Source organism: Knoellia koreensis (assembly GCF_013041615.1).
GTDB classification, from domain to species: Bacteria; Actinomycetota; Actinomycetes; order Actinomycetales; family Dermatophilaceae; genus Pedococcus; species Pedococcus koreensis.
Genome location: NZ_JABEPQ010000002.1, coordinates 276,526 through 303,479, shown reverse-complemented (window position 1 = coordinate 303,479; position 26,954 = coordinate 276,526). Strand labels below are relative to the sequence as shown.

The 26,954-nt window shown below is 70.5% G+C and carries 28 protein-coding genes; 22 read left to right on the top strand and 6 right to left on the bottom strand.

Annotated features, from left to right (window positions below; genetic code table 11):
* Positions 1 to 50 precede the first annotated feature (50 nt).
* The 5 genes from HJG52_RS09810 to HJG52_RS09790 all read left to right on the top strand — a co-directional run bounded on the left by HJG52_RS09810 (position 51) and on the right by HJG52_RS09790 (position 3,769).
* Positions 51 to 1,568 carry a DNA/RNA non-specific endonuclease gene (locus HJG52_RS09810; protein ID WP_240977896.1) on the top strand — a complete coding sequence of 506 codons (1,518 nt, stop codon included), beginning with the start codon at positions 51 to 53 and terminating at the stop codon, positions 1,566 to 1,568.
* 7 nt (positions 1,569 to 1,575) lie between these two features.
* Positions 1,576 to 1,971 (top strand): hypothetical protein, encoded by a 396-nt coding sequence (locus HJG52_RS09805; RefSeq protein WP_171243416.1) that lies wholly within the window; start codon positions 1,576 to 1,578, stop codon positions 1,969 to 1,971.
* Positions 1,968 to 2,408 (top strand): hypothetical protein, encoded by a 441-nt coding sequence (locus HJG52_RS09800; protein WP_171243415.1) that lies wholly within the window; start codon positions 1,968 to 1,970, stop codon positions 2,406 to 2,408. The genes HJG52_RS09805 and HJG52_RS09800 overlap by 4 nt, the downstream gene beginning before the upstream one ends.
* Before the next feature lie 70 nt (positions 2,409 to 2,478).
* Positions 2,479 to 2,874, top strand: coding sequence for a hypothetical protein (locus HJG52_RS09795; RefSeq protein ID WP_171243414.1), 396 nt, complete (start codon positions 2,479 to 2,481; stop codon positions 2,872 to 2,874).
* Positions 2,875 to 2,911: 37 nt separating this feature from the next.
* Entirely contained in the window at positions 2,912 to 3,769 is an 858-nt protein-coding gene (locus HJG52_RS09790; RefSeq protein WP_171243413.1) for an arylamine N-acetyltransferase, read from the top strand.
* 32 nt (positions 3,770 to 3,801) lie between these two features.
* On the opposite strand, the gene HJG52_RS09785 is transcribed toward HJG52_RS09790, so the two are convergent.
* The 3 genes from HJG52_RS09785 to HJG52_RS09770 all read right to left on the bottom strand — a co-directional run bounded on the left by HJG52_RS09785 (position 3,802) and on the right by HJG52_RS09770 (position 5,686).
* Positions 3,802 to 4,614, bottom strand: a complete 813-nt coding sequence (locus HJG52_RS09785; RefSeq protein WP_171243412.1) for a MerR family transcriptional regulator — start codon at positions 4,612 to 4,614, stop codon at positions 3,802 to 3,804.
* Between the two features lie 63 nt (positions 4,615 to 4,677).
* Complete coding sequence (locus HJG52_RS09780) at positions 4,678 to 5,094, bottom strand: hypothetical protein (protein ID WP_171243411.1); 417 nt, start codon at positions 5,092 to 5,094, stop codon at positions 4,678 to 4,680.
* A gap of 10 nt (positions 5,095 to 5,104) precedes the next feature.
* Complete coding sequence (locus HJG52_RS09770) at positions 5,105 to 5,686, bottom strand: MmcQ/YjbR family DNA-binding protein (RefSeq protein ID WP_346767667.1); 582 nt, start codon at positions 5,684 to 5,686, stop codon at positions 5,105 to 5,107.
* Positions 5,687 to 5,780: 94 nt separating this feature from the next.
* On the opposite strand from HJG52_RS09770, the gene HJG52_RS09765 reads away from it, so the two are divergent.
* Positions 5,781 to 7,283 (top strand): histidine kinase N-terminal domain-containing protein, encoded by a 1,503-nt coding sequence (locus HJG52_RS09765; protein ID WP_171243410.1) that lies wholly within the window; start codon positions 5,781 to 5,783, stop codon positions 7,281 to 7,283.
* A 196-nt stretch (positions 7,284 to 7,479) separates the two neighbouring features.
* Here HJG52_RS09765 and HJG52_RS09760 read toward each other — a convergent pair whose 3' ends face one another.
* Positions 7,480 to 7,728, bottom strand: coding sequence for a WhiB family transcriptional regulator (locus tag HJG52_RS09760; RefSeq protein ID WP_171243409.1), 249 nt, complete (start codon positions 7,726 to 7,728; stop codon positions 7,480 to 7,482).
* A 403-nt stretch (positions 7,729 to 8,131) separates the two neighbouring features.
* Here HJG52_RS09760 and HJG52_RS09755 point away from each other — a divergent pair, with 403 nt between their 5' ends.
* On the top strand, positions 8,132 to 8,584 hold the full coding sequence (locus tag HJG52_RS09755) for a hypothetical protein (protein WP_171243408.1): 453 nt from the start codon (positions 8,132 to 8,134) through the stop codon (positions 8,582 to 8,584).
* Here HJG52_RS09755 and HJG52_RS09750 read toward each other — a convergent pair.
* Positions 8,581 to 12,849 (bottom strand): FtsK/SpoIIIE domain-containing protein, encoded by a 4,269-nt coding sequence (locus HJG52_RS09750; RefSeq protein ID WP_171243407.1) that lies wholly within the window; start codon positions 12,847 to 12,849, stop codon positions 8,581 to 8,583. The genes HJG52_RS09755 and HJG52_RS09750 overlap by 4 nt on opposite strands.
* A gap of 135 nt (positions 12,850 to 12,984) precedes the next feature.
* Here HJG52_RS09750 and HJG52_RS09745 point away from each other — a divergent pair, with 135 nt between their 5' ends.
* The 11 genes from HJG52_RS09745 to HJG52_RS09695 all read left to right on the top strand — a co-directional run bounded on the left by HJG52_RS09745 (position 12,985) and on the right by HJG52_RS09695 (position 22,367).
* Complete coding sequence (locus HJG52_RS09745) at positions 12,985 to 14,208, top strand: TadA family conjugal transfer-associated ATPase (protein WP_171243406.1); 1,224 nt, start codon at positions 12,985 to 12,987, stop codon at positions 14,206 to 14,208.
* A 10-nt stretch (positions 14,209 to 14,218) separates the two neighbouring features.
* Positions 14,219 to 15,082 carry a type II secretion system F family protein gene (locus HJG52_RS09740; protein ID WP_171243405.1) on the top strand — a complete coding sequence of 288 codons (864 nt, stop codon included), beginning with the start codon at positions 14,219 to 14,221 and terminating at the stop codon, positions 15,080 to 15,082.
* Positions 15,079 to 16,029 (top strand): type II secretion system F family protein, encoded by a 951-nt coding sequence (locus HJG52_RS09735; RefSeq protein ID WP_171243404.1) that lies wholly within the window; start codon positions 15,079 to 15,081, stop codon positions 16,027 to 16,029. The genes HJG52_RS09740 and HJG52_RS09735 overlap by 4 nt, the downstream gene beginning before the upstream one ends.
* 38 nt (positions 16,030 to 16,067) lie before the next feature.
* Positions 16,068 to 16,289 carry a hypothetical protein gene (locus HJG52_RS09730; protein ID WP_240977774.1) on the top strand — a complete coding sequence of 74 codons (222 nt, stop codon included), beginning with the start codon at positions 16,068 to 16,070 and terminating at the stop codon, positions 16,287 to 16,289.
* 5 nt (positions 16,290 to 16,294) lie between these two features.
* Positions 16,295 to 16,675 carry a TadE/TadG family type IV pilus assembly protein gene (locus HJG52_RS09725; protein ID WP_171243403.1) on the top strand — a complete coding sequence of 127 codons (381 nt, stop codon included), beginning with the start codon at positions 16,295 to 16,297 and terminating at the stop codon, positions 16,673 to 16,675.
* A complete protein-coding gene (locus tag HJG52_RS09720) occupies positions 16,672 to 17,136 on the top strand; it encodes a TadE/TadG family type IV pilus assembly protein (protein WP_346767666.1) in 465 nt (154 codons plus the stop codon). The genes HJG52_RS09725 and HJG52_RS09720 overlap by 4 nt, the downstream gene beginning before the upstream one ends.
* Positions 17,133 to 17,600, top strand: coding sequence for a pilus assembly protein TadG-related protein (locus HJG52_RS09715; RefSeq protein WP_171243402.1), 468 nt, complete (start codon positions 17,133 to 17,135; stop codon positions 17,598 to 17,600). Before HJG52_RS09720 ends, HJG52_RS09715 begins: the two co-directional genes overlap by 4 nt.
* A 265-nt stretch (positions 17,601 to 17,865) precedes the next feature.
* The gene (locus HJG52_RS09710) at positions 17,866 to 19,068 is read left to right on the top strand and encodes an acetyl-CoA C-acetyltransferase (RefSeq protein WP_171243401.1); all 1,203 of its coding nucleotides are present in this window, start codon (positions 17,866 to 17,868) and stop codon (positions 19,066 to 19,068) included.
* Between the two features lie 4 nt (positions 19,069 to 19,072).
* The gene (meaB, locus tag HJG52_RS09705; RefSeq protein WP_171243400.1) at positions 19,073 to 20,035 is read left to right on the top strand and encodes a methylmalonyl Co-A mutase-associated GTPase MeaB; all 963 of its coding nucleotides are present in this window, start codon (positions 19,073 to 19,075) and stop codon (positions 20,033 to 20,035) included.
* Between the two features lie 74 nt (positions 20,036 to 20,109).
* Entirely contained in the window at positions 20,110 to 20,673 is a 564-nt protein-coding gene (locus HJG52_RS09700) for a hypothetical protein (RefSeq protein WP_171243399.1), read from the top strand.
* A gap of 137 nt (positions 20,674 to 20,810) precedes the next feature.
* Positions 20,811 to 22,367 (top strand): protein kinase domain-containing protein, encoded by a 1,557-nt coding sequence (locus HJG52_RS09695; RefSeq protein WP_171243398.1) that lies wholly within the window; start codon positions 20,811 to 20,813, stop codon positions 22,365 to 22,367.
* Positions 22,368 to 22,457: 90 nt separating this feature from the next.
* Here the strand turns inward: HJG52_RS09695 and HJG52_RS09690 are convergent, their stop codons facing one another.
* Positions 22,458 to 23,336 (bottom strand): winged helix-turn-helix transcriptional regulator, encoded by an 879-nt coding sequence (locus HJG52_RS09690; RefSeq protein ID WP_171243397.1) that lies wholly within the window; start codon positions 23,334 to 23,336, stop codon positions 22,458 to 22,460.
* 105 nt (positions 23,337 to 23,441) lie between these two features.
* On the opposite strand from HJG52_RS09690, the gene HJG52_RS09685 reads away from it, so the two are divergent.
* From HJG52_RS09685 to HJG52_RS09670, 4 genes are all read left to right on the top strand, one after another.
* Positions 23,442 to 24,722, top strand: coding sequence for an MFS transporter (locus tag HJG52_RS09685; protein WP_171243396.1), 1,281 nt, complete (start codon positions 23,442 to 23,444; stop codon positions 24,720 to 24,722).
* A 136-nt stretch (positions 24,723 to 24,858) separates the two neighbouring features.
* A complete protein-coding gene (locus HJG52_RS09680) occupies positions 24,859 to 25,404 on the top strand; it encodes a GNAT family N-acetyltransferase (protein ID WP_346767665.1) in 546 nt (181 codons plus the stop codon).
* Between the two features lie 48 nt (positions 25,405 to 25,452).
* Positions 25,453 to 26,478 (top strand): GNAT family N-acetyltransferase, encoded by a 1,026-nt coding sequence (locus tag HJG52_RS09675; RefSeq protein WP_171243395.1) that lies wholly within the window; start codon positions 25,453 to 25,455, stop codon positions 26,476 to 26,478.
* A gap of 101 nt (positions 26,479 to 26,579) precedes the next feature.
* On the top strand, positions 26,580 to 26,885 hold the full coding sequence (locus tag HJG52_RS09670) for a thiamine-binding protein (RefSeq protein WP_171243394.1): 306 nt from the start codon (positions 26,580 to 26,582) through the stop codon (positions 26,883 to 26,885).
* The last annotated feature ends 69 nt before the right edge of the window (positions 26,886 to 26,954 follow it).

The following is a 26,954-nucleotide window of genomic DNA, read 5'->3' as shown; positions in this document are numbered from 1 at the left end:
AGGATTGCTACCCTGCTGGCTGGTAGAGCGCATCGAGGGGGAGTTGAGTGATGACGCGTCCGTCTGATTGGTGGGTGTTGGATCTGGGGTCGGATCCGACTCCGGGTGATCCGGTGACGATCCGGTCGATGGCTAGGTCGTGGGGTGGGTTGGCGGATGATGCGGAGTATGCGGAGGGCAAGCTTCGTGCGTTGATTGGTGATGAGGCGATTGGTAAGTGGGTTGGTGAGGCGGGGGATGCGTTTCGGGAGAAGACGGGGGATTTGCCGGGGCAGTTGGGTAAGTGCAAGAACAGCTACCGTCAGGCCAGTGATGCTCTGACGTGGTGGGCTGGGCGTCTTGAGGTGCATCAGGGGGATGCGGATCGGGCGTTGGTGAAGGGTCGGGCGGCGCGGGCTGATTTGGAGGCGGCGCAGGCTGCGGCGTCGGTGGCGTCGGGTGGGGTGGAGTCGGCGGCTGGTAGCAGTGTGTTGGCGACGGCGCGCAAGTATGCGGATTCGTCGCCGCCGGCGGGGGTGGAGTTGCCGTCGGAGTCGGCGGTGCGGGCGGCGCAGCAGCGGTTGTCGTCGGCGCAGGCGGCGGCGCGGTCGGCGGATGCTGCGGTGGTGGCGGCGCAGTCGCGTCTGGATGCGGCGCGGCAGCTGGCTCTTGAGGCGAGCAGTTTGCGGGTGGCGGATGCGAAGACGGCTGCGGGTCGGATCCGGGAGGCGTCTGATGCGGGGATTCCGGAGCGGTCGCGGTGGGAGAAGTTCAAGGACTGGGCTGCTGAAGCGTGGGATGTGATCATCAAGATCGCCAAGATTGTGGTGGCGGTGTTGGGGATCGTGGCGTTGATCATTGGTGGGCCGTTGGCGTGGGTGGTGTTCGCGGCGGCGTTGCTGGTGTTGGCGGACACGATCATGAAGTACCTGAAGGGCCAAGCGTCCTTGTGGGACGTCGCGTTGGCTGCGCTCGGTGCCATACCCGGCGTCCGCGGCCTCACCACGCTGGGAGGACTGAAGAGTCTGCTGACGAGAGGTGGCGGTGCCCTGCGTGCGATGGCAGCTGGTCTACGCAGCGGTCTCGGACGTCGGACCGTTGTGACCGTCGGACAGAACGTGGCGAAGTTCAAGACTCGCGGCGGACTGACGGTCAAGTTTGAGATGACCATCAAGGAGACGTTCAAGACCTCCAGAACCAGCGCAGACAAGGCGCTTCAGGCGGAAGTTGGCAAACTGGGGAAGGCGGGCGACCAGGGTGGCCACTACCTGGCCCACCGATTCCTGCCGGGTGCCTTGCGCAAGAATCTCTTCCCCCAGAACGCCCACTTCAACAACAGCGCATGGAAACGGATGGAGAACGAGTGGGCGGACTGGACAGAGCATGGGATGGAGGTTCGAGTAACCGGCAACCCTCTCCCACCGAAAAGCATTCGCCCGGATCAGGTGGCCGTGTCATACGAGGTCGTCGACCCCGCGACGGGAAGGGCCGTGTATGAACTCAGGAAGACCTTTGACAATGCAGCGAACCAAGCCTTTGACCGAGTGCCTCGCTCCACCATCCGTGACATGGTCGATTCACTAGCCTAGGAGACTGATGTTTGGAAAACGCAGCAAGGACGCACCCGTCATCCAGCGATTGGTCGCCGAGCTCCTGAGTGAGCCGAAGCTCCGCAAGAAGCGGTGGGATCACTTGTTCGTCTGGGCCGAGTTCGAGACGGGTGTGTCGTCGATGACAGGTTTCGTGTATCGAGGCGATGACTGGGAGTGGGCCGGCGTGGGAGACGTCGAACGGAAATCGCTTGATCTGTTCGCAGAATTGCGAGAAGAGACGTCCGACCCCGACCGTGGGCCGTGGGATGCATGCCTGTTCCGGCTGGACAAGGGGTCGAAGGAGCCCGACCTGACGTTTCTTTGGGGGGCCGAGGCCGACGAGTGGCGGATCACGCCGAAGACGTCGATGCAGGTGATGGAAAAGGCGCGGCCGCGATGATCTTCGGGCGCAAGAAGGACGAGCGGATCGTCGCCAACCAGGATGGCAGCGCCATCCTCAACGAGCTGGTGAAGGTCCTGCAGAAGGATGCCGAGTTCCCGGACGACGAGTGGGTTTCGTTCGCGTTGATCGGGTGGTTCGGAGGAGACCCCGCGCGCGTGGTCGTGTACTCGTACGACCGTCGTGGCGAGCCGTTCTTCGTCGACATCACCGAGCGCAAGTACGTTCCACTGCTCGAGCGGCTCCGGGCGGCAACCGAGGGTGAGCGCGGTGAGCTCTGGCGGGCAGCCGTCATGGGCTTCGTGCGTCGGGACGGCAAGCTGTCCGGCGAGTTCTTCTACGGCGATGATGCGAACGTCTGGGAGCCCAGCGAGACCAACGGGGAGAAGACCTACGGTCAAGCCCTCCTGGCGCGCCCGGAGGACCCCGCCAACTGATGCAGACCGAACCGGACACGATAGACGAACGGCATCGCTTGCTCGTCGAGATGAGTCCTAGGAGTGGCTGATGTCCAGGGAGCCGATGCTCATCTCGTCTGAGGGCGCGTGGCAGTTTGACCTGACGCGGGTGGGAAGTGCCGTTGATGGAGTCTTTGGGTCACATGAGACGAGGCGGACGTCCTCGAACGACGAGAGCGGTGAGGTGGTCATCGTCGCTCGAACCGAGGTCGGCGAACTGCAGTTGGTCGTCGACGAGGAGCGGTTGGTGGTCACGATCGAGATCGTCACTACATCGGAACTTGCTGCCGAGCTGCTGGCGGCGATCAGCAGGACCAATCCGGTGTCCGATCAGGACACCCTCCTCGCAGAGTGGGCCGAGGACATCGTTCCGGTTACGCCCCAGACGACGGCCCGTGACCTGATGGGCCTGCTCGGTCCACCACCACCGCGCGACCACCCATGATGTCGCTCCGACCGGTCGATGCCGGCAGGCAGTGAAGGTGCGCGTTCTTGACGAAGGCGCGCGGGCGGCATACCTGCGTCGTCTGGGGCTCGACCACGCACCCGACCCGACGCTGGCCACGCTCATCGACATCCACCGGCGCCACCTCGCCCGGGTCCCTTACGAGAACCTCGGGATCATGCTCGGCCAGCCACCATCGGTCGACCCGCTCGACTCGGTCGCGCGCGTCGGCGACGTGGGCAGGCTCGGCTACTGCTTCCACCAGAACGGTGCCGCCGAGCTGCTGCTGCGCAGCCTCGGGTATGCCGTGGAGAGACGCCACGGGCACGTCTGGACCGGGCGCCCGGTCCCCATGGGACCGTTCAACCACCTCGTGCTCGTGGTCGAGGTGCCGGGGGAGGCTGGCCGGTGGTGGTTCGACGTCGGGCTGGGGGACGGGTTTGCCGACCCGCTGCCGCTCGCTGACGGTTCGGTGACCGACGGGGCCGGGTTTGAGTACACCCTCGAGAGCGTCGGGGTACACGGCTGGTCGTTCCGACACGACGCGCGGGGCACCTTCGGCGGGGTCACCGTGACCAGCCGCCCGAGCGATCCCACTGCGGTCGAGGTGGCGCACGGGCGCCTCGCGAGCGACCCGGAGTCACCGTTCCGCCGGTTGCTGGTCTGCCAGCGACGTGACGCGGGCGGCGTCGAGACGGTGCGTGGCGTCCTGTGGTCGCGCGTCGAGCCGGGCCGCCGTGAGGAGCGCGAGCTGACGGGGTTCGAGGAGTGGTGCAGCGCGATTCGGGATCGAATCGGATTGTCCCTCAAGGGATTTGACGAAACTGATCTGCGTGACCTGTTCGAGCGGATGCTCGCCGTCCACCACGAGTGGCTGGCGTCGCGGAGCGGCTGACGCAGGCCCGGCCAGCCGCCCCGCGGACACGGTCAGCTGGTCGACACCGGCATCTCGATCGCGGTGACCCAGTCGTCCTCAGGCTCGGGGTAGCTCACGAGGTATCGCTCACGCGCGCTGCCGTCGGTGCGGTAGCCGTTCTCCTCGATCCACACCGCGAGCCGCTGGTAGCTGCCGCCGATGTCCTCCATGCAGCCGTGGTGCTGCAGGACGGCCGCGGACTCCAGTGCGGGCAGCTCGACGAGCTCCAGGCCATCTGGTGCGCCGGCGGCATCGAGCAGCACAAACCCCGCCCGGCAGTCGAGGCTGCCGTCCTCGAGCGTCTGGTACCACGCCATGGCCTCCCCGTGCCGCGAGCCGGCCGCCAACGCGCCGACCCGCTCGAAAAGGCCTGAGACGACAGGTCCGACATCCTCGTGGTCGGCGCTCGTGGCGTGGCCGCGCAGGCTCGCGAGCCGCACGGTGGGGGTCGTGGTGATGGTGACGTCGGTGGTGCTCATGGATCCTTCTCCTTCGATGATCCGGAGCCTCGCCTCGACCCTGGCCAGCCGGGCGCGGTCGGCAGCGATCTGCTCGACCAGCTCGGTCTGGCGCAGCCGCATCATGCCGCGCAGCTCATCCGGGGTGACGTCGTCCTCGAGGAGCTGGCCCACTTGGTCGAGGGTGAAGCCGAGGTCCTTCAGGGCGAGCAGCCGGTTGAGGCGGCGCAGCTGGTCGGCCTCGTAGGACCGGTAGCCCGAGTGCGGGTCGACCCGCGCGGGCGTCAGCAGGCCGAGGGTGTCGTAGTGGCGCAGCATGCGCACGGACACCCGGCCGATCGTGGCGAACTCTCCGATGGTGAACATGACCTCACCGACGTTGGGGCCTCACACGGTGTCAGGGTCAAGCCCGGCCGTGCAGGTGCCCGCTCAGCTCCCGAGCCCGATCACCAGGCCCACGAACACGACGAACACCGCGAGCCCGATGAGCAGCGGCGCCAGCCCGGCACGTCGCTGCTTGGTGTGGCCGATCGCCCCCTTGGCGAACACGTGGTACGGCGCGGCGTAGAAGACGTCGACCACCTGCCCGGGTGCCACGTCGAAGGCCAACCCGGCCTGGCCGTACGTCCTCGTCCACTGCGTCTCGATGTCGACACGGGTCGGACCGGCCCACACCGGGATGTCCTGGGTGCCATAGCTCGCCGGCATCGGGTAGCCGTTGATGCGCACGGTCGGCGTGACCATGCTGGTGGTGAACATGTTGCCCTGCAACGTCAGTCGCACGATCCCCTGTGCGGGTCCGGTCGGGTCTGGCGCCGACGCATCGGCCGGTGGTTGGGTGGTCATGGCGGCGACGCTAGCGGTTGCGCACCCCCGGGCGGGGCAAAAGCCGACGCACCCACCGGTAGACCTGGCCGTCGCGCACCTCGACCTCGTCGGGTGGTCGCGGTGTCGGGTGGTCGGCGAGGTGGGCCATCACGTGGGACCGCCCGCGCAGCGCGACGTCGCGGTCGTGCCAGTGCAGGTAGGGGTGCAGCAGCGGTCGCAGGTCCGCCCAGTCGCGCCGGTCGATCGCGTCCCACGCCTGCGCAGCCGGTGCGGGCAGGTCGGGCATCCCGTGGAGCATCCGGGGCACGACCATGCGCCACCCGTCGACGAGCAGCTCGCGCATCATCTCGTCGTCGAGCCGGTCGAGGTGGGCGCACACCCAGTGGAACCGCAGGTCCGAGCGCCCCGGCAGGAAGTACGTCTCCGGCTCCGAGGCGACGAGCCAGTCCCGCTCATCCTTCGGGAAGGCGAAGCCGAGCGTGCGCTCGTCGGCCGCGAACGCGGCATACACGATCTGGCCGACACGGAACTTGCGTCGGTCGCGCACGAACACCTCACGCGTGCGCGGCAGCCCCAACCCGACCGCACGCACCACCTCGACCGTGGTCACGTGGTTGAGCCAACCACACGGCGCCGACACCGCGGGCGGTCCCGCGGGGAGACGGCCGACGAGCTGGTATGCCGCGCCGATTAGGCTCGCGTGCGTGGCGACACTGAACGAGGTGCTGAGGTCTGCGACCGACCTCACGCCCCACGAGGTCGAGTGGCTCCAGCTGCTCGTCGGCGACTGGCAGCTCATCTCCGACCTGTCGTTCGCCGACCTCGTCCTGTGGGTGCCCGGCGGGATCGAAGGGTGGCTCGCGGTCGCGCACGTGCGGCCCACGACCGGGCAGATGGTGTTCTTCGAGGACGTCGTCGGGCGACGCACGCACCGCGGCCGGCAGTCGCTGCTCGACCAGGCTTATCTCGACCGGCGGATCGTGCGGCAGAAGGACCCGATGTTCCGCGACGACATGCCGGTGCGCGAGGAAGCCATCCCCGTCGTGCGCGACGGCAAGGCGCTCGCGGTCATCACGCGCCACACCAACCTGGCGGCGATGCGCACACCGAGCCGGCTCGAGCTGACCTACCAGGCGCTCGCCGACTCGATCGCCCGGATGATCGCGGCGGGGGAGTTCCCCAACGTGTCGGCGCCCACCGGTCAGCGACGTGGCGCGCCACGTGTCGGTGACGGCGTGATTCGCTTGGACACCAATGGAATCGTCACGTACGCCAGCCCCAACGCACTGTCGGCCGTGCACCGCCTGGGCCACGTCGGCGACGTCATCGGCGAGCTGCTCGCCAAGGTCGTCGCCGACCTGCTGCGCGACGAGTCACCGGTCGACGAGTCGCTCGCTGTCGTCGTCACCGGTCGGGCGCCGTGGCGCACCGAGGTGACGAGCCGCGGTGTGTCCGTGTCGATGCGGGCGATCCCGCTGACCGAGGGCGGTCACCGGGTGGGCGCGCTGCTGCTGCTGCGCGACGTGTCGGAGCTGCGCCGCCGCGAGCAGGAGCTGCTCACCAAGGACGCGACGATCCGCGAGATCCACCACCGGGTGAAGAACAACCTCCAGACCGTGGCGGCACTGCTGCGGCTGCAGGCCCGGCGCATCCCCGAGGGCGAGCCCGGCCGGGTGGCGCTGGAGGAGTCGGTGCGCCGGGTCGGCGTGATCGCGCTGGTGCACGAGACGCTGAGCCAGGGCTTCGACGAGACGGTCGACTTCGACGAGATCGCGGTGCGTGGGCTCCAGGCGATCACCGAGGTGGCCAAGACCGAGCAGCCGATCGAGTCACGGGTCGAGGGGTCGTTCGGCACGCTGCGCCCCGAGGACGCCACCGCGATGGCGATGGTGCTCTCCGAGCTGGTGCAGAACGCCGTCGAGCACGGCCTCGCAGGCGCCGGTGGCGGCACGATCTGCGTGGCGGCGGAGCGCTCGGTCGAGCCGGAGACGGGGGAGGACCTGCTGACGGTGTCGATCACCGACGACGGGGTGGGGCTGCCGGAGGGCTTCCGGCCGGGTGGGTCCGGGCTCGGCACCCAGATCGTCAGCTCGCTCGTGCAGGACCTGCGCGGCCGCATCCAGTGGATGGCCGCCGAGCCGAAGGGCACGCGCGTCGAGCTGGTCGCGCGGTTGCGCCCGCTGGGACGCGGCGACGCCACGGGCTGAACCGGTCCAGCGAGGGACGTTCGCGCACTTCGCCACGGATCGCGCACCCGCAGGTGCGCGACCGGTGCCAAGCTGCGCGATCGTGACCCGGGCGCCGAGGTGACCACGCGGCATACCGATGCATTGCGGGGCATTGCGGACATGGCAACGCCGCCCAGCGTTCGCTGAGCGGCGTCAGGGTTCGTGCAGCTGGAGGTCAGCCGGCGCGGCGGGCCCGGGCGTTCCGACGCTTGAGTGCGCGTCGCTCGTCCTCGGACATGCCACCCCAGACACCTGCGTCCTGACCGGACTCGATGGCCCACTTCAGGCAGGTGTCGAGGACCTCGCAGCGGCGGCAGACAGCCTTGGCCTCCTCGATCTGGAGGATCGCCGGGCCGGTGTTCCCGATCGGGAAGAACAGCTCCGGGTCCTCGTCGAGGCAGGCAGCGCGGTCGCGCCAGTCCATGAAGATCGTGCTCCTTGTCGTGCAGGGGGTAGTCGCAGCCGTGGGCGTGGGGCCCAGGATGCGGACCTCACGGCACGGGCGCGGCGGTGCGTGGTGTGCTCGGGGTCGTGCTCATGCGCAGAGGGCCGATGGGGGGATCGGCCCGGTGGTCCGTGCATGGTGAAACGCTCTCGGACACATTGTGGGGGCCCTGGAGCCTTCATGCCAACGGGTTGTCCGGCGTTTCTGTTCCAGCCTCACAGATCTTGCGGCGTTTGTGGAGGGGTTGCCGCCAGGTAACTTCGTCGTAAACGTGAGGCATTGCTCACACTCACCTCGGGTGGGTGGGGTGCTCGACGACGAGGGTAGGCCGCGTGCTCACCGCCCGTGTGGCCGGCCCCGGTCGCGGCCGTAGCCTGTGGTCGTGACCGACGAGCCCGAGCGCCCGGCCCCTGACGCCCGATCCGACGCCCACGCCGGCAGCCCCGTGGAGGGTGCGGCGCGCGAGCGCGATCCCTACCGGCTGGCGGCCGGGCTGCTGTGCGCGCTGCACGCGGTGGTGCTGCTCGGTCTGGTCGTCTTCTACTTCGTCGAGCTGGGCCTGGGTGCGAGCGACGACGCGACGCGGGTGGTCATGTCAGCGCTTCTGATCCTCGTCTTCGCGGTGCTGCTCGGGGTGCTGGCGCGCGGCTGGCTACGCGGTGACAACTGGCCCAACACCCCGACCATCGTCTGGAACATCCTGCTGCTGCCCGTCGCGTGGTCGCTGGTCACGGGTGGGAAGCCCCTGGTCGGGGTGCCGTTGCTGGTCCTCGCGTTCGCGGGCGTGATCGTGGCTGCCCGGGCGAAGACCACGAGGGAGCCCGACCAGGACTAGGCCACCGCCCTCGGTGCCGGCAGCGCGGGCCGGGCCGTGGCGCTCGCAGCCTCGGGCTGGGCGACCTGGACGGGGACGGCGACCCCGCGTCGCACGACGTGGCCGCGTCCGGGACCGGCGCTGGGGTCTGGCGGCAGCCGCAACCCCCACGGGTCGACGGGGCGGGAGCTGTCACCGCAGAGCACAAGGCCCGTGCGGTGCCGAGCCACCTCGACGGCCAGGCCACGGTGCCGCAGCGCGAGGGTCGCGGCGTCTGCGCCGCACACAAGCAGCCCGCCGTCGCGGTCGAGCAGCGAGCTGATCTCACGCAGCACGCCCTCGATCGGTGAGTCGAGGAGGTCGTGCGCCTCGTCGACGAGTACCGCGAGGTCGGGAACCCGTCGGCGCAGCGCGACAAGGGTCTCGGGCGAGGCGGGGTCGCACACCGTCACGTGGCCGGCGGCCGCGAGCGAGGAAGCGGGAAGGGCCTGGGTCGACACCACGGCGACCTGTCGTCCCGTCGGCGCGAGCTGGTGGGCGATGAGGGTGAGGCACGTGCTGACGCCCGAACCGGCCGGTCCCGTCACCAGCCAACGCCGCCCGTCCCGCTCCGGGTCGAGCACCTGGACCTGTGAGTCGTCACCACCGATGCCCAGGGCGAGGCCCGGCTCGTCGGTCACGAGCTGGTCGGTGCTGACGCTTGACGGGATCGCGTCGACCCGGCGCGGTGCGCGCCAGCCTGTCCCGGCAGCAGGACCCGACCCCGCGACGCCGGGAGGCTTCGCCAGCTGGACCGTGGTGCCATCGGCGAGCAACCCCCGGCCAGGTGGCTGGTGGCCCGGCAGGTCCTTGGCCGACAGGCCGGCCAGGACGAGCTCTCCGGGGTCGGCCAGCCGCAGCAGCACCCGCGTGGAGGAGAGAGCGGCCATGCGGCCCACGAGCAATGATCGGTGACCGGCCAGGACACCCGTGAGCCCCGCGCCGGCGCCGTCCTTGAAGAGGCCGAGGAGCCGCTCGGTCAGCCGCCCGTGCTCGACCTCGTCGGTGCGCTGCACCACCAGGTCGAGGTCGTCGACGAGCAGCACGAGCCGAGCTGGCGCCTGGTCGTCGGCGCCGCGCCAGCCGGACACGCTCGCGTGACCCGACGTGCTCAGGCCTCGTCGGCGCTCGGCCACCTGCTCCTCGAGGCAGGTGACCAGTCGGGCCAACCGGGGAAGGTCGTCCCACGTGACGTGCGCACCGCAATGGGGCAGCTCGGCCACACCCGCGAGCGACCCGCCGCTCACGGCATACACGTGCAGGTCATCGGGTCCGAACGTGCGGGCGAGTGCGAAGGCGGTGGTGCGCAAGGCAGTGCTGCGCCCGCTCCCGGAGGAGCCGACGAAGGCCCAGTGGCCACCGGCATCGGGATCGAGGACGAATGGCCGCTGGGTCTGCAAAGCCGGCAGATCCTGCAGGCCGATCGGTGTGCCGCCAGTCGCGTCGAGCGCGTCCTGCTCGATCGCATCGGGCAGTGGGGGCAGCCAGGCGGGCGATGCGGAGCGCGCACCGATATCGCTTGCAGCACAACGGATTGCCCGCACCAGGCCCTCGAGCTCGGTGTCCGTGCGAGCGGACTCGGACCCTTGGCCGACGTCCACCCATGGCCCCGTGCGGTCGAGCCCGAGTCGTTCGCGGGCGCGGAGCACTTTGCGATCCTCGGTGGGCGCCGGGGCCACGGTCGCCGCCTGGAAAGCATGGGGTGCCCCGTCGCCGGACGACAGGAAGGCTCGCCCCGGTGTGGATGCGTCGATGTCGGCTGCCGAGGGATGGTCGATGACGTCCAGTGACTCGGTCGCGTCACGCATGCGCAGTGCGATGCGCAGGTTGACGTTGGCCTTGATGTCGGCGGTGACCACCCCCGCGGGCCGTTGGGTCGCGAGCACGACGTGGACACCGAGCGAGCGGCCGAGGGCCGCGAACCGCACCATGCCTTCGACGAAGTCGGGGAGCTCCTGCGCCAGGGCGCGGAACTCGTCGATGACAACGACCAGGCGCGCGAGTGGCGCACTCCCTGAAATGCGTTGGTATGCCGCGAAATCCGTGACTCCCGCAGCTGCCAGGAGTCGTTCGCGGCGCTTGAGCTCGGCCGACAGCGAGGTCAGCGCGCGGGCGGCGAGGTGGTCGTCGAGGTCGGTGACCACGCCGGCGACGTGGGGCAGGTCGGCGCAGGCGCGAAAGGCTGCTCCACCCTTGTAGTCGACGAGCACGAACGAGAGGTGCTCGGGACGGTTGCCCGCGGCGAGGGACGCGACCAGCGTGCGGAGCAGCTCAGACTTGCCCGATCCGGTGGTGCCGCCCACGAGCACGTGAGGCCCGTCGGCGGCCAGGTCGATCGAGGCGGCACCTTCCGCATCCACGCCGATGACTGCCGTCGTGGTGGCTGGCGTGACTTCCCACCAGTCGCGAACTTGACTGGGGTCCAAGAGGTTTCGTCCGACGGCAGCCGAAAGGCTGACTGCGCCGTCCGGGGCCCAGTCGTCGTCGCCACGGGTGGCGTCGCGGAGCCGGGCCAAGGCGCGGCTGGTCCGGTCCGCCCACCATGGACCGACCCCGTCCACCACCAGGTCGGCCACCGGTGGCCCGGGCATCGACAGGGCCGCCCGGTCGGGTCGGCCGAGGTCGAGGAGGGCACGGCACTCGAGCGGCAGTCCGCCCTCCGTGTCAGCGAGCGCGATCGTGACCACGCCGACCGCTGGTCCGTCGGTGAGGATGCTCGCCAGCCCGGGCGTGGCCCGCAGGTCGTCCGACCCGTCGATCAGCAGCACGCACCAGGACCCTGCCCACTCGTGGTGCGCGGCTGCTGCGCCACGCGCGGAACAGCGTTGCTGGACCTCGCGATGCAGTGCCGCCACGACCCGTGCCACGGAGTCGGAGCCCGCACCGACGCCGAACGCGGCCGGGCGCACCCGTCCGTCCGACGTCCGGACATGCGGCAACCGCGACACCCAGCCCCACTCCTGCGCGCTCGCCGGCCCGTCGCAGAGGACGAACAGCTCGAGGTCGGCCGGTGAGTGCAGGGTCGCGACCTGCCCGAGCAGGAGCCGCGCGAGGCCGGTGAGCCGTGCACGCTCGCCGCAGATGCCGAGTGGCCCGACGGTGCGCAGCGGGACCACCGCCGGCACCTGGGACAACACGGAGCTGCGTGGACCGGGGTCGGAGTCCGGCCGGACGACGGTGACCGAACCCGCCCGGGTGCACGTGCCGACGGAGAGGGCGAGGAAGTCAGGGTCGTCGCGGCGCCTCTCCCAGATGCGGGCGCCCGGTCCGTCCGCGACCTCGAGCACCTCCGCCGCATCGGGGTGCCGCGCTCGTTCCACCCGCGCCTCGTCGACCGCCGCCGCGGCCACGGCGCCGGCCACGCCGGAGAGCGCAGCCTCGTGCGCAGCCAGCTCCGCGGCATACCGACGTCGTCCCGACCAATGGTCGGTCACGGCCGTGCCCAGCAGCATCACCGGGCTCATCACCGCGAAGGCGAGCATCATCGGCCCCAGGAAGAGGGCCAGCACCCCGGCCACGGGCAGTGGGACGAGCGCTGCGACCCAGGGCATGCGCCCACGAGTAGGGGGCACGGGCGGGCTGGGCGCGGTCAGGGTGGCCGAGGGGAACGACAAGGGACGTCGTGGGCGGCGGTTCACGGCGACGGTCCCGTCGGGGCGTTGCTCGACGACGGCGGGGACCCGGTCGGAAGGGCGGACGACCAGCACACTCGAGCCCAGGGTCAGGCGGTGCCCCGGCGCAAGCGTGCGGGGGATCGTCCCCACGGCGTCGTCGTCGAGCCGGGTGCCGTTGGTCGAACCGAGATCGAGCACAGCGACCCGGTCGGCGTCGACCTCGATGCTCGCGTGGCGTCGGGAGAGACGCTCGTCATCGATGGTGACCCCCGCCTGCGGGGAGCGACCGACGTCGTGGCTGCCGCGCCCGACGTGCAGGGTGCGACCGGCATCGGGACCGTGCGCGATGGCGAGCGCGACCGGCGTGCCCGCGGTGGCAGGAGCGGTGGTGGCCGGTGCGTCACCGAGGGTCAGCGCGGTTCCGTCCGCGAGCGGTGGGTGGCCCAGGACAGCATCCGGTTCGATCAGGCGGCCACGCGCCGACAGCGCGGCATCCGGCGGGACCGACGGGTGCATCGAACGCGCCGCCGTCAGCAGGTCGCGGGCCGTGGAGCCAGGCGCTGCATCCACCTCCAGCTCGACCGTCCGCGGTGAACCGGACCCGGCGAGGGTGAGGGTCAGCTGCAGTCGCATGTGGCGACGCTACGGCTGTGGATGAGGCCGGTCGGGTGCGTTGTGCACAGCTGTGGATGAACTGCCCCGGGTTGCCGTGGTTCGTCCTAGTATGCCGATGACGTGCGGGAACGACGTGCGCAGACAGGGGGCGGCATGGACGCCGTGACCACGGTGGAGTCCGAGGTTCGGGAACTGATCAGGCGATCGGGGATCGACCCTGCCCGCGACCCGCGCAGCCTCGACAAGCTGGTGCGCGAGGCGGTGGCGGACTACGACGAACGATCGCTGCACGGCGGGCTGCCCACCCTGCCGAACGTCGACGACGCCGTGAAGTCGGTGCTCGACGCCGTCGCCGGGTACGGCCCGCTGCAGCCCTACTTCGACGACCCCGAGGTCGAGGAGATCTGGATCAACGAGCCGTCGAAGGTCTTCATCGCGCGCGGGGGCGTTGCCGAGCTGACGACGACGATCCTCTCCGCCGACCTGGTACAGGACCTGGTCGAGCGGATGCTCAAGACCAGCGGCCGCCGGGTCGACCTGTCCAGCCCGTTCGTCGATGCCGTCCTGCCCGACGGCTCCCGGCTGCACGTCGTCATCCCGGACGTCACGCGTCGCCACTGGTCGGTCAACATCCGCAAGTTCGTCGTCCGCGCCAACCACCTCGACGACCTCGTCGGGCTCGGCACCATCACGCCCCAGGCGGCGCGGTTCCTCGGGGCCGCAGTCGCGGCCGGCCTCAACGTCCTGGTGGCCGGGGGAACACAGGCCGGCAAGACCACCCTCCTCAACTGCCTGAGTGCGGCCATTCCCTCACGCGAACGCGTGGTCACGTGCGAGGAGGTCTTCGAGCTCAAGATCCCCCTGCGCGACGTGGCCTCGATGCAGTGTCGTCAGCCAAGCCTGGAGGGCACCGGCGAGATTCCGTTGCGACGCCTGGTGAAGGAGGCGCTGCGCATGCGGCCCTCGCGCATCATCGTCGGTGAGGTGCGCCAGGCCGAGAGCCTCGACCTGCTCATCGCCCTGAACAGCGGCCTGCCCGGCATGTGCACCATCCACGCCAACAGCGCTCGCGAGGCCATCACCAAGATGTGCACCCTGCCACTGCTGGCGGGCGAGAACGTCGGCAGCCGGTTCGTCGTGCCGACCGTCGCGAGCTCGATCGACCTCGTCGTCCACGTCGCCCTCGAGCACGACGGTGTCCGACGGGTGCGCGAGATCGTGGCCGTGCCCGGACGCGTCGAGGGCGACGTCGTCGAGGTGGCCGACATCTTCACCCAGCACGACGGCATACTGCGGCGCTCTGACGGCTTCCCACCCCACCCCGAGCGCTTCCGACGGGCCGGCTACGACGTGGCCGCCCTGCTGGCGCAGGAGTAGAGGACTGCAAATGGGTGTCGTCGTCGGTCTGCTGCTCGGGTGCGGTGTGTTCTGCATCTGGTGGTCGTTCTGGGTGCCCACCCCCGCGGTGGACAAGGCCCGGCGGGTCACCATGACCGAGCGGTTGCGCGACCAGCTGGTGCAGGCCGGGTACGAGTCGATGGGACCGCGCAGCCTGATGGTCGCGTGCGTGCTGGCCTTCGTCATCGTGGGGCTCACGATCCTGGCGACCACCGGGGTGGCCCCCGTAGCACTGTGCTTCGCCGTCATGGCGGGTTACGCCCCCCTCGCGCTCGTCCGTGGGCGGGCCCGGCGTCGGCGCGCGAGCCTGCGCGAGCTGTGGCCCGACGCCGTCGACAACATCGCCTCCGGGGTGCGTGCCGGGCTGGCACTGCCCGAGGCGCTGGCGCAGCTCAGCCGGCGCGGGCCGCCAGAGCTGCGCCCCGCCTTCCAGGCCTTCGCCGAGGACTACCGGACGACCGGGCGGTTCCAGGAATGCCTCGACCGGCTCAAGGAGCGCCTCAGCGACCCGGTCGGCGACCGGCTGGTGGAGTCCCTGCGGATCGCGCGGGAGGTCGGCGGCAGTGACCTCGGCCGGCTGCTGCGCACCCTCTCGACGTTCCTGCGCGAGGACGCGCGCACCCGGTCCGAGCTCGAGACACGACAGGGCTGGACGGTGAATGCCGCGCGCCTGGCCGTCGCTGCACCGTGGGCGGTGCTGGCGATGCTGGCGACCCGGCCGGAGTCGATCCGCGCCTACGGCACCACCACGGGTGCACTGGTGCTGCTCGCGGGTGCGGTCATCTCGTTGTTCGCGTACCGCGTCATGGTCCACATCGGACGCCTGCCCGAGGACGAGCGGGTGCTGCGATGAGCCTTCCCACGAGCCTCCCGCTGAGCCCAGCCGGCGCCCTGCTGGGTCTCGCCCTCGCCCTGGGAATCCTGCTGGTCTGGGCCGGACTTCCCTTCAACCGCAAGGCAACCCTCGAGGACCGCCTGCTGCCCTACCTGCGTGACGCGCCGCGACCGTCGCGACTGCTGGCCACCCGCCAGGTCGGTGGTAGCGGCGCCCTCGCAACGCTCGCGCGCCCCCTGGTCCGCGAGCTGGGCGGCAGGCTGGAGCGAGTCCTCGGTGGCGCAGCCACCGTCCGACGCCGGCAGCTGCGCGCCGGGCAGGCGCCGGACGTCGACCGGTTCCGCGCCGAACAGGTGCTCTGGGGCGCAGCGGGGCTCGCCATCGGGCTCGTCCTCGGCGGCCTGATGTGGCTCAGCAAGGGCGGTTCTGTCGTCCCGGCCGTCATCGTCGCGCTGTGCGGCGGAGGGGCCGGCGTGGTGGCGCGCGACCAGTGGCTGACCCGGGCGGCGAAGCGCCGCGAGGAGCGGATGCTGGCCGAGTTCCCGACGATCGCCGAGCTGCTCGCCCTGGCCGTGGGTGCCGGCGAGGGCGCGGTCGGGGCGCTGGAGCGGGTGAGCCGCCTGTCGCGCGGCGAGCTCTCCAACGAGCTGTCCCGGTGCCTCGCCGATGCCCGTGCCGGGGCCAACCTCCCGACCGCTCTGCAAGGCCTTGCCGACCGCACCGGGCTCGCCAGCCTGGCCCGCTTCGTCGACGGGATGATCGTCGCGGTCGAACGCGGCACGCCCTTGGCCGACGTGTTGCGGGCCCAGGCCCAGGACGTCCGCGAGGACGGTCGTCGCGCGGTCATGGAGGCGGGGGGCAAGAAGGAGATCGCGATGATGCTGCCCGTCGTCTTTCTCGTCCTGCCCGTCACGATCCTGTTCGCCGTCTTTCCGGGCTTCTCGTTCCTGCGCTTTTCGATGTGAGACCACAGCACCACTGCCACACACAAGGGGAAGAAGAAATGACAACCATCCACCGCATGCTGATCCGTTCGCAGCTGAGGCTGCGCGACCACGTGGGAGGGCTCGCTGCGCAGCGTCGTGAGCGTGGCGACGTGCCGGGCTGGGTCATGATCACGCTCATGACCGCCGGCATCGTCGTGGTCCTGTGGCAGTTCGCCGGTGACGCCCTGGTGGGACTGTTCGAGGAGTCCCTCAACAACGTCCGCAAGGGCGGCAACTGACGCCGATGGTGCGTCGTCGGGAGACCGGGGCGGCCGTCGTCGACTTCGTCCTGGTCGGCAGCATGCTGACGTTCCTCTTCCTGGGGATCGTCCAGCTGGGCCTCGCGCTGCACGTCCGCAACACCCTCATCGCCTCGGCGTCCGAGGGGGCGCGGTTCGGTGCGCGCGCCGACGTCGACCCGGCGATCGGTGCGGAACGCGCCCGCAGCCTCATCGCCTCGTCCCTCTCGGACCGATTCGCCCGGGACGTGTCGGTGTCCGTCGAGGATGCCGACGGCGTCCAGGTCGTCGTGGTCCGGGTGCGGGCGCCCCTGCCGGTGATCGGTCTCGTGGGCCCGGGCGACGGCTTCGACGTCGTGGGTCGCGCCTTCGAGGAGCGGCAGTGATCCTCGGGGTCCGCAGCTGGGCCCTGCGGCTGAGGCGGGTGGGGGAGAGCGGGACCGCCGTCGTCGAGTTCGTGTTCCTGGCCGTGCTGCTGATGGTGCCGCTCATCTACCTCGTGATGATGCTGGGCCGCCTCCAAGCCGGTTCGTATGCCGTGTCGGCGGCTTCGCGCGAAGCCGGCCGAGCGTTCGTCACGGCACAGTCAGAGGGGGAGGCCGCGCCGCGGGCTGACGCGGCGGCGCGAATTGCATTCCAGGACCAGGGGTTTGGTGACCTTGGAACCTTGGCCATGGCCTGTGACGGCTCGCCCTGCCTGCGGCCCGAGGGCCGGATCACCATGGAGGCCAGCGTCTCCGTGCCCCTCCCACTGGTGCCTTCCTTCGCACGCAAGGTGGTTCCCCTCGAGGTGCCCGTCAGCGCCACGCACGTCGCAGTGGTCGACCGTTTCCGGGGCGCGCCATGATGTGGCGGCTCCGGGCGCGACGCGCGAACGGCGAGCGGGGACAGGTCACGATCCTCATCCTCGGCTACACCGTCATCGCGATCCTGCTGGTGATGGGTGCTGCCGCCGTCACGTCGGCGCAGTTGTCACGGGTGCGGCTGCTGGATGCCGCCGACGGTGCGGCGCTCGACGCGGCCGACTCGCTCGACCTGGGCGTCTACGACGCCGGCCTCGGGGATGCCGTGGCCGTCAGTGACGCCACCGTGCGGGACACCGCGGCAAAGTACCTCGCCGAACGCCCACTCCCGCCGGGCATGAACAACTGGGTCGTCGCTTCCGGGACCGGCAGCCCTGACGGCGAGACGGCCGTGGTGCGGTTGACGGGGGAGGCCGACCTGCCGTTCGTGGGCGTCCTGCTCGACAGGCTCGGCGGCTCCATCACGATCACGGTCGAGTCCCGCGCCCGCGCAGGCTTGCAGGGCTGAAGCCCGGACGGCAACGTCTGCGTGAGCGGTTGCTGTGGCCACCACTGACGCAGACGCAAGCAAGCATTCACTCGTGACGTCTGCGGAGTTGCCCACCAGCGCGGCAAAAACGCAGACGCAAGCACGTGCGGGAGGTGGGGCCGCGGCATACCGGGGGCTGGTGATGGGTGTGGTCAGCGCCACCCGAGGCGGCGGAGTCAGGGGTCCACGGCGGCATTAGAGTGAGGGAAGGCAGTTTCCCCGAAGGCGTTGGAGGCCTCCTGTCATGACCGACCGTCCCACTTCCGTCATCGTCGCGGGGGCGCGCACCCCGATGGGCCGGCTGCTCGGCTCGCTCAAGGACTTCTCCGGCGCCGACCTCGGCGGCTTCGCCATCAAGGGCGCGCTCGACAAGGCGGGCGTCGCGCCCGACCAGGTCGACTACGTGATCATGGGCCAGGTGCTCCAAGCCGGCGCGGGCCAGATCCCCGCCCGCCAGGCCGCCGACAAGGCCGGCATCCCGATGAACGTGCCCGCGCTCACCATCAACAAGGTGTGCCTCTCCGGTGTCGACGCCATCGCGCTCGCCGACCAGCTGATCCGCGCGGGCGAGTTCGAGATCGTCGTCGCGGGCGGCCAGGAGTCGATGACCAACGCCCCGCACATGCTCGAGAAGTCGCGTGAGGGCTACAAGTACGGCGACGTGTCGATGAAGGACCACATGGCCTTCGACGGCCTCTGGGACGCGTTCACCGACCAGGCCATGGGCGCCCTCACCGAGCAGGCCAACACCGGCGACCAGGCGTTCACCCGCGAGGAGCAGGACGAGTTCTCCGCGCGAAGCCACCAGCTGGCCGCGCGCGCGTGGAAGGACGGGCTCTTCGACGACGAGGTCGTCACCGTCTCGATCCCGCAGCGCAAGGGCGACCCGATCGAGTTCAAGACCGACGAGGGCATTCGCGCCGACACGACCGCCGAGTCGTTGTCGAAGCTGCGCCCGGCGTTCGCCAAGGACGGCACCATCACCGCCGGCTCCGCCTCGCAGATCAGCGACGGCGCCGCCGCGGTCGTGGTGATGAGCAAGGCGAAGGCGCAGGAGCTCGGGCTCGACTGGATCGCCGAGATCGGTGCCCACGGCGTCGTCGCCGGCCCCGACTCGACCCTGCAGCAGCAGCCCGCCAACGCGATCGCCAAGGCGTGTGAGAAGGAAGGCATCACGCCCGCCGACCTCGACCTCGTCGAGATCAACGAGGCGTTTGCTGCCGTCGGGCTGGCCTCCACCAAGACCCTCGGCATCGACCCGGAGAAGGTCAACGTCAACGGCGGCGCCATCGCGCTCGGTCACCCGATCGGCATGTCCGGCGCCCGCATCGCCCTGCACCTCGCGCTCGAGCTGGGTCGCCGCGGTGGCGGCGTCGGCGCGGCCGCGCTGTGTGGTGGCGGCGGCCAGGGCGACGCCCTGATCCTGCGCGTGCCGGCCAAGGCCTGACCGCTTGGCTCCCCGCACCGTCGACGTCCCTGCCCTGGTCGAGTCGGCCAGGGCAGGGTCGCCTCGGGCCGTCGCCCGGTTGATCTCGCTCGTCGAGGACGCCCACCCCGCCCTGCGCGAGGTGATGGCGGCCCTCGCCCCGCACACCGGGAACGCGCACATCATCGGCATCACCGGCAGCCCCGGCGTCGGGAAGTCCACGTCGACGAACGCCCTCGTCGCGGCATACCGAAAACGCGGCAAGCGCGTCGGCATCCTCGCCGTCGACCCCTCGTCACCCTTCTCCGGCGGCGCGCTCCTCGGCGACCGCGTGCGCATGCAGGACCACGCGCTCGACCCCGACGTCTACATCCGCTCGATGGCCAGCCGCGGCCACCTGGGCGGCCTGTCGTGGACGACGCCGCAGGCGCTGCGCGTGCTCGACGCCGCCGGGTGCGACGTCGTGCTCGTCGAGACGGTCGGCGTGGGCCAGTCGGAGGTCGAGATCGCCGGTCTCGCCGACACCACGATCGTGCTGCTCGCGCCCGGCATGGGCGACGGCATCCAGGCCGCCAAGGCCGGCATCCTCGAGATCGGCGACGTCTTCGTCGTCAACAAGGCCGACCGCGAGGGCGCCGACGCGACGGTGCGCGACATCCGCCACATGATCAGCCTCGGCGATCGCACCGAACCCGGACTCTGGCGGCCGCCGGTCGTGAAAACCGTTGCGGCGCAAGGGCAAGGCGTCGACGAGGTCATGGAGTCGATCGACAAGCACTGGTCGTGGATGGAGGCGGGCGGCACGCTGCGCGAGCGGCGGGTGCGCCGTGCCGGCGACGAGATCGAGGCCATCGCCATCAAGGCGCTGCGCGAGCGCATGGGCGACCTGCGCCAGGGCCAGGGCGTCGAGGAGCTCGCCTCCGAGGTCGTGGACGGCAGGACTGACCCGTATGCCGCGGCCGACCGCGTCGTGGACGCGCTCGCCTGAGCGGTGGCCGGCTCGGCGATGCGGTGGGACTGGGCGCACCATCCGGAGCGACCGGGCGGGCGAAGGAGTGCCGAGTGAGTGGTGACCACGCGCGTGTGATCATGATCATCCGCCATGGCGAGAAGCCGCCCGAGGGCGACGGTGCGCCGCACGGCATCACCCGGGACGGGCTGCCGGACTCGCAGGCACTGGTCCCGTTCGGGTGGGCGCGCGCGGGCGCACTAGTGGGGTTGTTCGCGCCCACGGTCGGGTCGCCTCGCCCGCCGCTGGTGCGACCACACACGGTGTATGCCGCGCGGCCGGTGGACGGGCTGCACCTGCGGGAGTCCGAGACGGTCAGCCTCGTCGCGGCCCAGCTCGGCGTCGAGGTGCAGATGCCATGCGCCGTCGGGCAGGAAGATGAGCTGGCCGTGCTGCTGCGTCAGGAGGACGGCCCGGTGCTCGTGGCGTGGGAGCACGTGCGCATCCCGCTCCTCGTGCGCGCGCTGGGAGCCACGACGCCGCCGGCGCCGACGACGTGGCCGTGGGACCGGTTCGACATGGTGTTCCTGCTCGAGTCCGTGCCGGGCGGTGGGTACTCGTTCACGCAGGTCCCCGAGCTGGTCCTGCCCGGCGACAGGGCCGACCCGTTCCCCTGAGCGCCGACTGAACTTTGGCCCACAGTTCGCCAGGGCGTGGAACCTTCCGGGCGCTGGCGAAGTTTGGCCCAAAGTTCGCGGGACAGGCCCGCGCACTAGGGTGAGCGTCGGCACTCCCTGCAACCCGAAGGAGCCGTGTGGACCCGAAGGTCATCGCCGGACGATACGAGGTGATCCGGCCGATCGGCAGTGGCGGCATGGGCACGGTCTGGCTGTGCCGCGACACCGTGCTGGGCCGCGAGGTGGCCGTCAAGCAGATCGGCGCCCTGCCCGGTGAGCCGGCCGCAGCGGCCCGCGCCATGCGCGAGGCGCGCATCGCCGCCTCGCTCAACCACCCCAACGCCGTCGGGGTGTTCGACGTCGTCGACCAGGACGCCGCGCACTGGCTGGTCATGGAGTACGTCGACGGGGAGAGCCTCGCCGAGCAGATCCGCGACCACGGGGCGCTGCCGCCCACCAAGGTCGCCGCGATCGGTGCCGCCGTGGCCGATGCGCTCGCCCGCGCCCACGACCGCGGTATCGTGCACCGCGACATCAAGCCCGGCAACATCCTCATCGACCGCGCCGGCAAGCCCAAGATCAGCGACTTCGGCATCGCCCGCGCCCAGGCCGACGACCAGCTGACCCAGACCGGGTACATGACCGGTACCCCGGGCTACCTCTCTCCCGAGCTCGCCCGCGGCGGCAATCCCACCGCGGCCTCCGACGTGTGGGCGCTGGGCGCGACCCTCTACTACGCGGTCGAGGGCCACCCGCCCTACGAAGCGCAGGCCAACCCGCTGGCGATCCTCCAGCAGATCGCGCACGGCGAGGCCGAACCCATGGAGAAGGCCGGCCCCCTTGCCGGTGCCATCAGCGCGATGATGGACCCCGACCCGGCGCGTCGCTGGGACATGGCCACCGCGGCCGACCGGTTGCGCGCCATCGCCGCGGGCGACACCACCCTCGCCCTCGCCCCCGGTGCCATCCCGGGCGCGGCGGCGCCGACTGAGGTCATCGCGGCGCCCGTCGAGGCCACCCAGCGTGTCACGCCGCCCGTGCCTTTGGCCGATGACGGGTATGCCGGTGGGCCGGGGTACCCGGACGACGAGGACGAGGACCGTCGCGGCGGTGGGCGTGGCTGGCTGTGGGCCCTTATTGCGTTGCTGCTGTTGGGGATCGTGGCGCTGCTGGCCTACCAGCTCACCGACGGGTTCGGCAGCAACAAGCCGCAGCCGAGCGGAACGCAGACCGTGACGGCGACCAACACCCAGACCGTGACGCCGTCGACGACCAGCTCGACGACGCCGTCCTCGACGACCTCGTCGAGCAGCACGACGTCGCAGACCCCGTCCTCGACGACGTCGAGCACGACCACCACGACGCAGCCGACCGCCGACCCGCAGGCGATCCAGGACTTCCTGCGCGGCTACTACGCCAACGTCACCAAGAAGGGCGAGCGCGACTCGACCTGGGCGATGCTGACGCCGGCCATGCAGCAGCAGTCCGGTGGCCGCAACGCGTACGAGTCGTTCTGGGAGAACTACAAGTCCGTCGATGTCGGTGAGATGCAGGTCAACGGTGACCAGGTCATCGCCCAGCTGACGTTCGTGCCCAAGGACAAGGGTGGCGACGGGGGGCGCGAGGTCAAGCAGTTCACCGTGCAGCGCTCCGGAGACAAGTACCTCATCGCCGCCGAGCGCACGATCGGCTGAACCCCAAGGCCCTGAACCCCGAGTCTTCGGAAGAATTCGTACGCTCCAACGGAGGTATTCCTCCGAAGACTCGCAAGTGCGCGGGCTCGGTCAGGCCGTGACGAGCTCGCGCACGACCTCGAGCATCTCGGTGACCGATCCGGCGGGGTCGGTCACGGGCATCTGCACGTGGCGCACCACCCCGTCGGGGTCCACGAGCAGTGACTGGCGCTTGAACCGGTCGACGCCCGCCACCCGGAACGCCGGCAGCCGCAGGGCCGCAGCCAGCCGGGCGTCCTGGTCGCTCGCCAGCGGGAAGGGCAGCCTCGCGTGCGCCGCGAACGCGGCCTGCTCGTCGCTGCGTTGGGTGCTGATGCCGGCCACGTGCGCACCGGCGGCCACGAACTCGGCGTGGTGCGCGGCATACGTCGTCGACTCGAGCGTGCACCCGGCGGCCCCGGGGAGGTCACCCCACCCCGGTGGGTATGCCGTGCTGCCGGGCGCTGCGGCGCCCGGGAAGAAGTAGAGGACCTGCCACCGGTCGGGCGGCAGGTCGAGCGTGCCGCCGTCGTGGGTCGGCAGCGTGAGCCGGGGGAGGGGGCGGCCGACGAGGGCGTGGACGCGTTCGGCCTCGCTGGAGTCGGCCCCGGCGGTGGCGGTGATGCTGCCGTCGCCCAGCAGGTGCCGGTCACCGAACTCCTGCATCGCCACGAGCACGGGTAGCAGCGCGCGCCCGCGGTCGGTCAGGACGTAGTCGTGACGAACAGGCTTGTGTGAGTAAGGGACTCGCTCGAGTAGCCCGTCGTCCACCATGCGCGACAGCCGCTCGGCCAGCGCGCGCCGGCTGATGCCGAGGCTCTCCTGGAGCGCGTCGAACCGCGTCGTGCCCCCGGCGACGTCGCGCACGACCAGCCACGTCCACCAGTCCGCGACGACACCCAGCGTCTGGGCGATCCCGCAGTCGGAGTCGCTGAGGTCGGCGTGGCGCACGGGTCGATCCTGCCTGTCGCGAGGTGGTGGTGCCACGACTAGGGTACATTCCAAAATGGAACGCACTCACCATCGAACGGAACCATCGAACGGAGCTGGCTGGCGATGACGGACGCGGACGCGAGCGGGGCGGGCGCCACCACTGCGACGGGTGAGCCACCGGCGGTCGGGTCGCCCCAGGCGGCCCGCATGTTCTGGCAGTACTGGGGCGCGCTGACGACGAGCAACCTCGGCACGGCTGTCACGGGTGTTGCGCTCCCGCTCACCGCGGTCCTGGTCCTGCACGCCACGCCGTTCCAGATGGGTCTGCTCGCCGCCGCCGGCTACGTCGCGTGGCTCGTGATCGGGCTTCCCGCCGGCGCCCTCGTGCAGCGCTACCCGCTGCGCCGGGTGCAGGTGAGCATGGACCTCGTGCGGGCGGTGGCCGTGCTGTCGCTGCCAGTGGCGTGGTGGAGCGACCGCCTGACCCTGGCGCACCTCGTCGTCGTCGCCCTGGTGATCTCCTTCGCCGACGTCATCTTCGGGGTGGCCAACATGACGTTCCTGCCACGGGTCGTTCCCAAAGCCGAGCTCCAGTCGCGCAACAGCCTCGTGAGCGGCACCTACGCCGTCACCCAGATGGGCGGCCCGTCGATCGGTGGTCTAGCGGTACAGCTGCTGGGCGCCGTGCCCACCTTCCTCGTCGACACGGTCAGCTACCTCATCTCGGCGGTGCTCCTCGGCCGCCTGCCCGACGTGCACGAGCCGTCGACTGACACCACGCCCATGCGCGACCGCATCCGCGAGGGCTGGCACTTCGTCAGCCGTCACCCGGTGATGGGCCCGTGCATGTGGGACGCGACCGCGACGAACTTCGTCTGCGGCGGACAGATGGCGCTGTTCGCGATCTACCTCGTGCGCGAGCTGGATGCGCCGGCCGGTCTTGTGGGCTTCCTGCTGGCGGCCGAGGGGATCGGGTCGCTCGTCGGGGCGGCACTGGTGCCGCGGCTGTCGCGTCGGTTCGGCTCGGCGCGGCTGGCGCTGGTCGGCGGGTTCGTGTCGGTCGTTGGCGCGTTCCTCATCCCGGTGGGTTCGGGCGCCGTGGGCTGGTTCGCCTTCGCCCTCGGCAACGTGGTGTTCGCCGGTGGCGTGGTGCTGCTGTCGACGACCACCCGCACCTACCGCCAGCTGGCCACCCCGCCGGAGCTGCTGTCGCGTGTCATGGCGACGGTGCGGTTCGTGTCGTGGGGCGCGATCCCGGTCGGCGGCCTCGTGTTCGGAGCCCTGGGCGGCTGGATCGGCCTGCGCGAGGCTCTCGTCGTGCTGGCCGTGCTGAGCCTCGCCTCCCCGGCGATCCTGCTGGCCAGTCCCGTGCGGCACCTGCGGGACTTTCCCGAGGAGCCGTAACCACGCGGCATACCTCGCTGCCGAGTCGACGCCAAAGGCGTCGCTGCGGGTATGCCGCGTGCGCCAGACTGAGCTCGTGACCTCCCCTGACGCGACCGCCACCTTTGCCGAAAAGCCAACGCTGACAGGGGATTTGGTGACCCTTCGCCCCTTCGTGGCGGATGACGTCGAGGTGATGACACAAATCCTGCGCGACCCGGAGGTGGGGCGGCTGACTGGCTCGTTCCACACCAGCGAGGAGGCGGGGGAGGAGCCGGACGTCGAGCTGCTGCAGCAGTGGTACTCCACGCGGAGCGAGCAGAACGACCGGCTCGACCTCGCCGTCGTCGACCACGCCAGCGGGCAGGTCGTCGGTGAGGTCGTGCTCAACGAGTGGGACCCCGAGGACCGGGCGTGCAACTTCCGCATCCTCATCGGGCCAGCCGGTCGCGACCGCGGGCTCGGCACCGAGGCGACGCGGCTCGTCGTCGGGCACGCCTTCGAGGCGCTCGGCCTGCACCGCGTCAGCCTGGAGGTGTTCGCGTTCAACCCACGCGCGCAACGGGCCTACGAGAAGGTCGGCTTCGTCCGCGAGGGCGTGCGACGCGATGCGCTGCGGTTCGACGGCGAGTGGGTGGACTCGATCCTCATGTCCATCCTCGAGGACGAGTGGGCTGACCATCGCGGCCGTCCCGGGAGCTGACCGAAATCCCGTTGTCGCCGGATGCGGCGCGGCGACACACTCGTGAGCATGACGATCACGGAAACGGTGACGGTGCGGCCCCTTGCCGTCGACGACGACGAGGAGCTGGCCGAGGCCCAGCGGGTGATGCGGGACTCCGCGCTGCTCGGCCGGCCGTGGGGGAAGGTTCCCTCGCTGCGCGAGTTCACGATCGACATGCGCAAGCCGAGCAGCAGCGAACGACTCGAGCCCTACGTCGCCGTTCTGGAGGGTCAGGTCGCTGGGCTGCTGCTGATGTGGTTTCCCTTGCACGACAACACGAAGTTCACCTGGTTCGACCTGCACGTCGACCCGCTGCTGCGGCAGCGCGGGGTCGGGAGCGCCTTGGCCGAGAAGGCGGTCGAGCGCACGCGGGCGGACGGGCGCACGACGGCTCTGGTCGAGTTCCACGTGCCGGACGACAACCGGGAGGACCACGAGTACGCGCGGTTCGCCAGGCGGCACGGCTTCACCTATGCCAACACGGAGATCCGTCGCATACTCGACCTGCCGGTCGATCCCGCACTGCTGCAAGGGTTTGCCGACGAAGCCGCTGAGCGCCACGAGGGCTACCGCATCGAGACGCACGTCGGTGGCCTGCCCGAGGAGCTGCGCCAGTCCTACTGCGACTGCTTCAACCAGCTCGCCGTCGATGCGCCCACAGGAGAGATCGACTTCGAGGAGGAGTCGCTGACGCCACAGACGTACGCCGAGGAGCTGGGCCGCATGGCCGAGCAGGGGCGGACGCCGATCACGACGGTGGCCATCGACCCCAGCGGTGCGGTGGTCGCGTACAACGACCTCGTGACGAGGGCCGAGGAGCCCGCGGAGGTCATGCAGTGGGGCACGCTGGTGCGGCGCGAGCACCGGGGGCACCGGCTCGGCATGGCGGTCAAGGCACGCGGCCTGCAGGAGCTCGCGCGCATAGCCCCGGACGCCAAGCGGGTCCAGACCTGCAACGCCGAGCAGAACGCGCACATGGTCGGCGTCAACGAGGACCTGGGCTTCCGCAGGGTCGAGGCGCTGCTCGCCTACCAGCGCAAGCTCGACGCCTGAGGCGACCACGCGGCATACCTCCCGCTTGCGTCTGCGAACTTGCCCCGCTGGTGGGCAACCACGCAGACGCAAGCAAGCGCGCGGCGACGTAGGTTGGGGGCATGCTCATCGCGTTCTCCGTTGCCCCGTCCGTCGCTGCTGACGACACCGGTTCGGTCAGTGACGCCGTCGCTGCCGCCATCGCCGTCGTGCGCGAATCCGGTCTGCCCCACCGGACTTCGTCGATGTTCACCGAGATCGAGGGCGACTGGGACGAGGTGATGGCCGTCGTCAAGGGTGCGGTCGACGCCGTCGCGGAGTTCGGCCCGCGCGTGAGCCTGGTGCTCAAGGCCGACATCCGCGAGGGCTACAGGGGCGAGATGACCGCCAAGCTCGAGCGCCTGGAGGAGGCCATCGAGCGGCGCTGACCGCCAACCTTGCGGGCGCGTGCCCCGGGTGCGTGAATCGTTGCCGGAATGTAGCCGCCCGCCGCAGGA

What these genes read in the sequence shown, in the direction of transcription:
- HJG52_RS09810 (WP_240977896.1), top strand. Translation starts at nt 51, where the DNA reads ATGACGCGTCCGTCTGATTGGTGGGTGTTGGATCTGGGGTCGGATCCG.
- HJG52_RS09805 (WP_171243416.1), top strand. Translation starts at nt 1,576, where the DNA reads ATGTTTGGAAAACGCAGCAAGGACGCACCCGTCATCCAGCGATTGGTC.
- HJG52_RS09800 (WP_171243415.1), top strand. Translation starts at nt 1,968, where the DNA reads ATGATCTTCGGGCGCAAGAAGGACGAGCGGATCGTCGCCAACCAGGAT.
- HJG52_RS09795 (WP_171243414.1), top strand. Translation starts at nt 2,479, where the DNA reads ATGTCCAGGGAGCCGATGCTCATCTCGTCTGAGGGCGCGTGGCAGTTT.
- HJG52_RS09785 (WP_171243412.1), bottom strand. Translation starts at nt 4,614, where the DNA reads ATGTTCACCATCGGAGAGTTCGCCACGATCGGCCGGGTGTCCGTGCGC.
- HJG52_RS09780 (WP_171243411.1), bottom strand. Translation starts at nt 5,094, where the DNA reads ATGACCACCCAACCACCGGCCGATGCGTCGGCGCCAGACCCGACCGGA.
- HJG52_RS09760 (WP_171243409.1), bottom strand. Translation starts at nt 7,728, where the DNA reads ATGGACTGGCGCGACCGCGCTGCCTGCCTCGACGAGGACCCGGAGCTG.
- HJG52_RS09750 (WP_171243407.1), bottom strand. Translation starts at nt 12,849, where the DNA reads ATGCGACTGCAGCTGACCCTCACCCTCGCCGGGTCCGGTTCACCGCGG.
- HJG52_RS09745 (WP_171243406.1), top strand. Translation starts at nt 12,985, where the DNA reads ATGGACGCCGTGACCACGGTGGAGTCCGAGGTTCGGGAACTGATCAGG.
- HJG52_RS09740 (WP_171243405.1), top strand. Translation starts at nt 14,219, where the DNA reads ATGGGTGTCGTCGTCGGTCTGCTGCTCGGGTGCGGTGTGTTCTGCATC.
- HJG52_RS09735 (WP_171243404.1), top strand. Translation starts at nt 15,079, where the DNA reads ATGAGCCTTCCCACGAGCCTCCCGCTGAGCCCAGCCGGCGCCCTGCTG.
- HJG52_RS09730 (WP_240977774.1), top strand. Translation starts at nt 16,068, where the DNA reads ATGACAACCATCCACCGCATGCTGATCCGTTCGCAGCTGAGGCTGCGC.
- HJG52_RS09725 (WP_171243403.1), top strand. Translation starts at nt 16,295, where the DNA reads ATGGTGCGTCGTCGGGAGACCGGGGCGGCCGTCGTCGACTTCGTCCTG.
- HJG52_RS09715 (WP_171243402.1), top strand. Translation starts at nt 17,133, where the DNA reads ATGATGTGGCGGCTCCGGGCGCGACGCGCGAACGGCGAGCGGGGACAG.
- HJG52_RS09710 (WP_171243401.1), top strand. Translation starts at nt 17,866, where the DNA reads ATGACCGACCGTCCCACTTCCGTCATCGTCGCGGGGGCGCGCACCCCG.
- HJG52_RS09685 (WP_171243396.1), top strand. Translation starts at nt 23,442, where the DNA reads ATGACGGACGCGGACGCGAGCGGGGCGGGCGCCACCACTGCGACGGGT.
- HJG52_RS09675 (WP_171243395.1), top strand. Translation starts at nt 25,453, where the DNA reads ATGACGATCACGGAAACGGTGACGGTGCGGCCCCTTGCCGTCGACGAC.
- HJG52_RS09670 (WP_171243394.1), top strand. Translation starts at nt 26,580, where the DNA reads ATGCTCATCGCGTTCTCCGTTGCCCCGTCCGTCGCTGCTGACGACACC.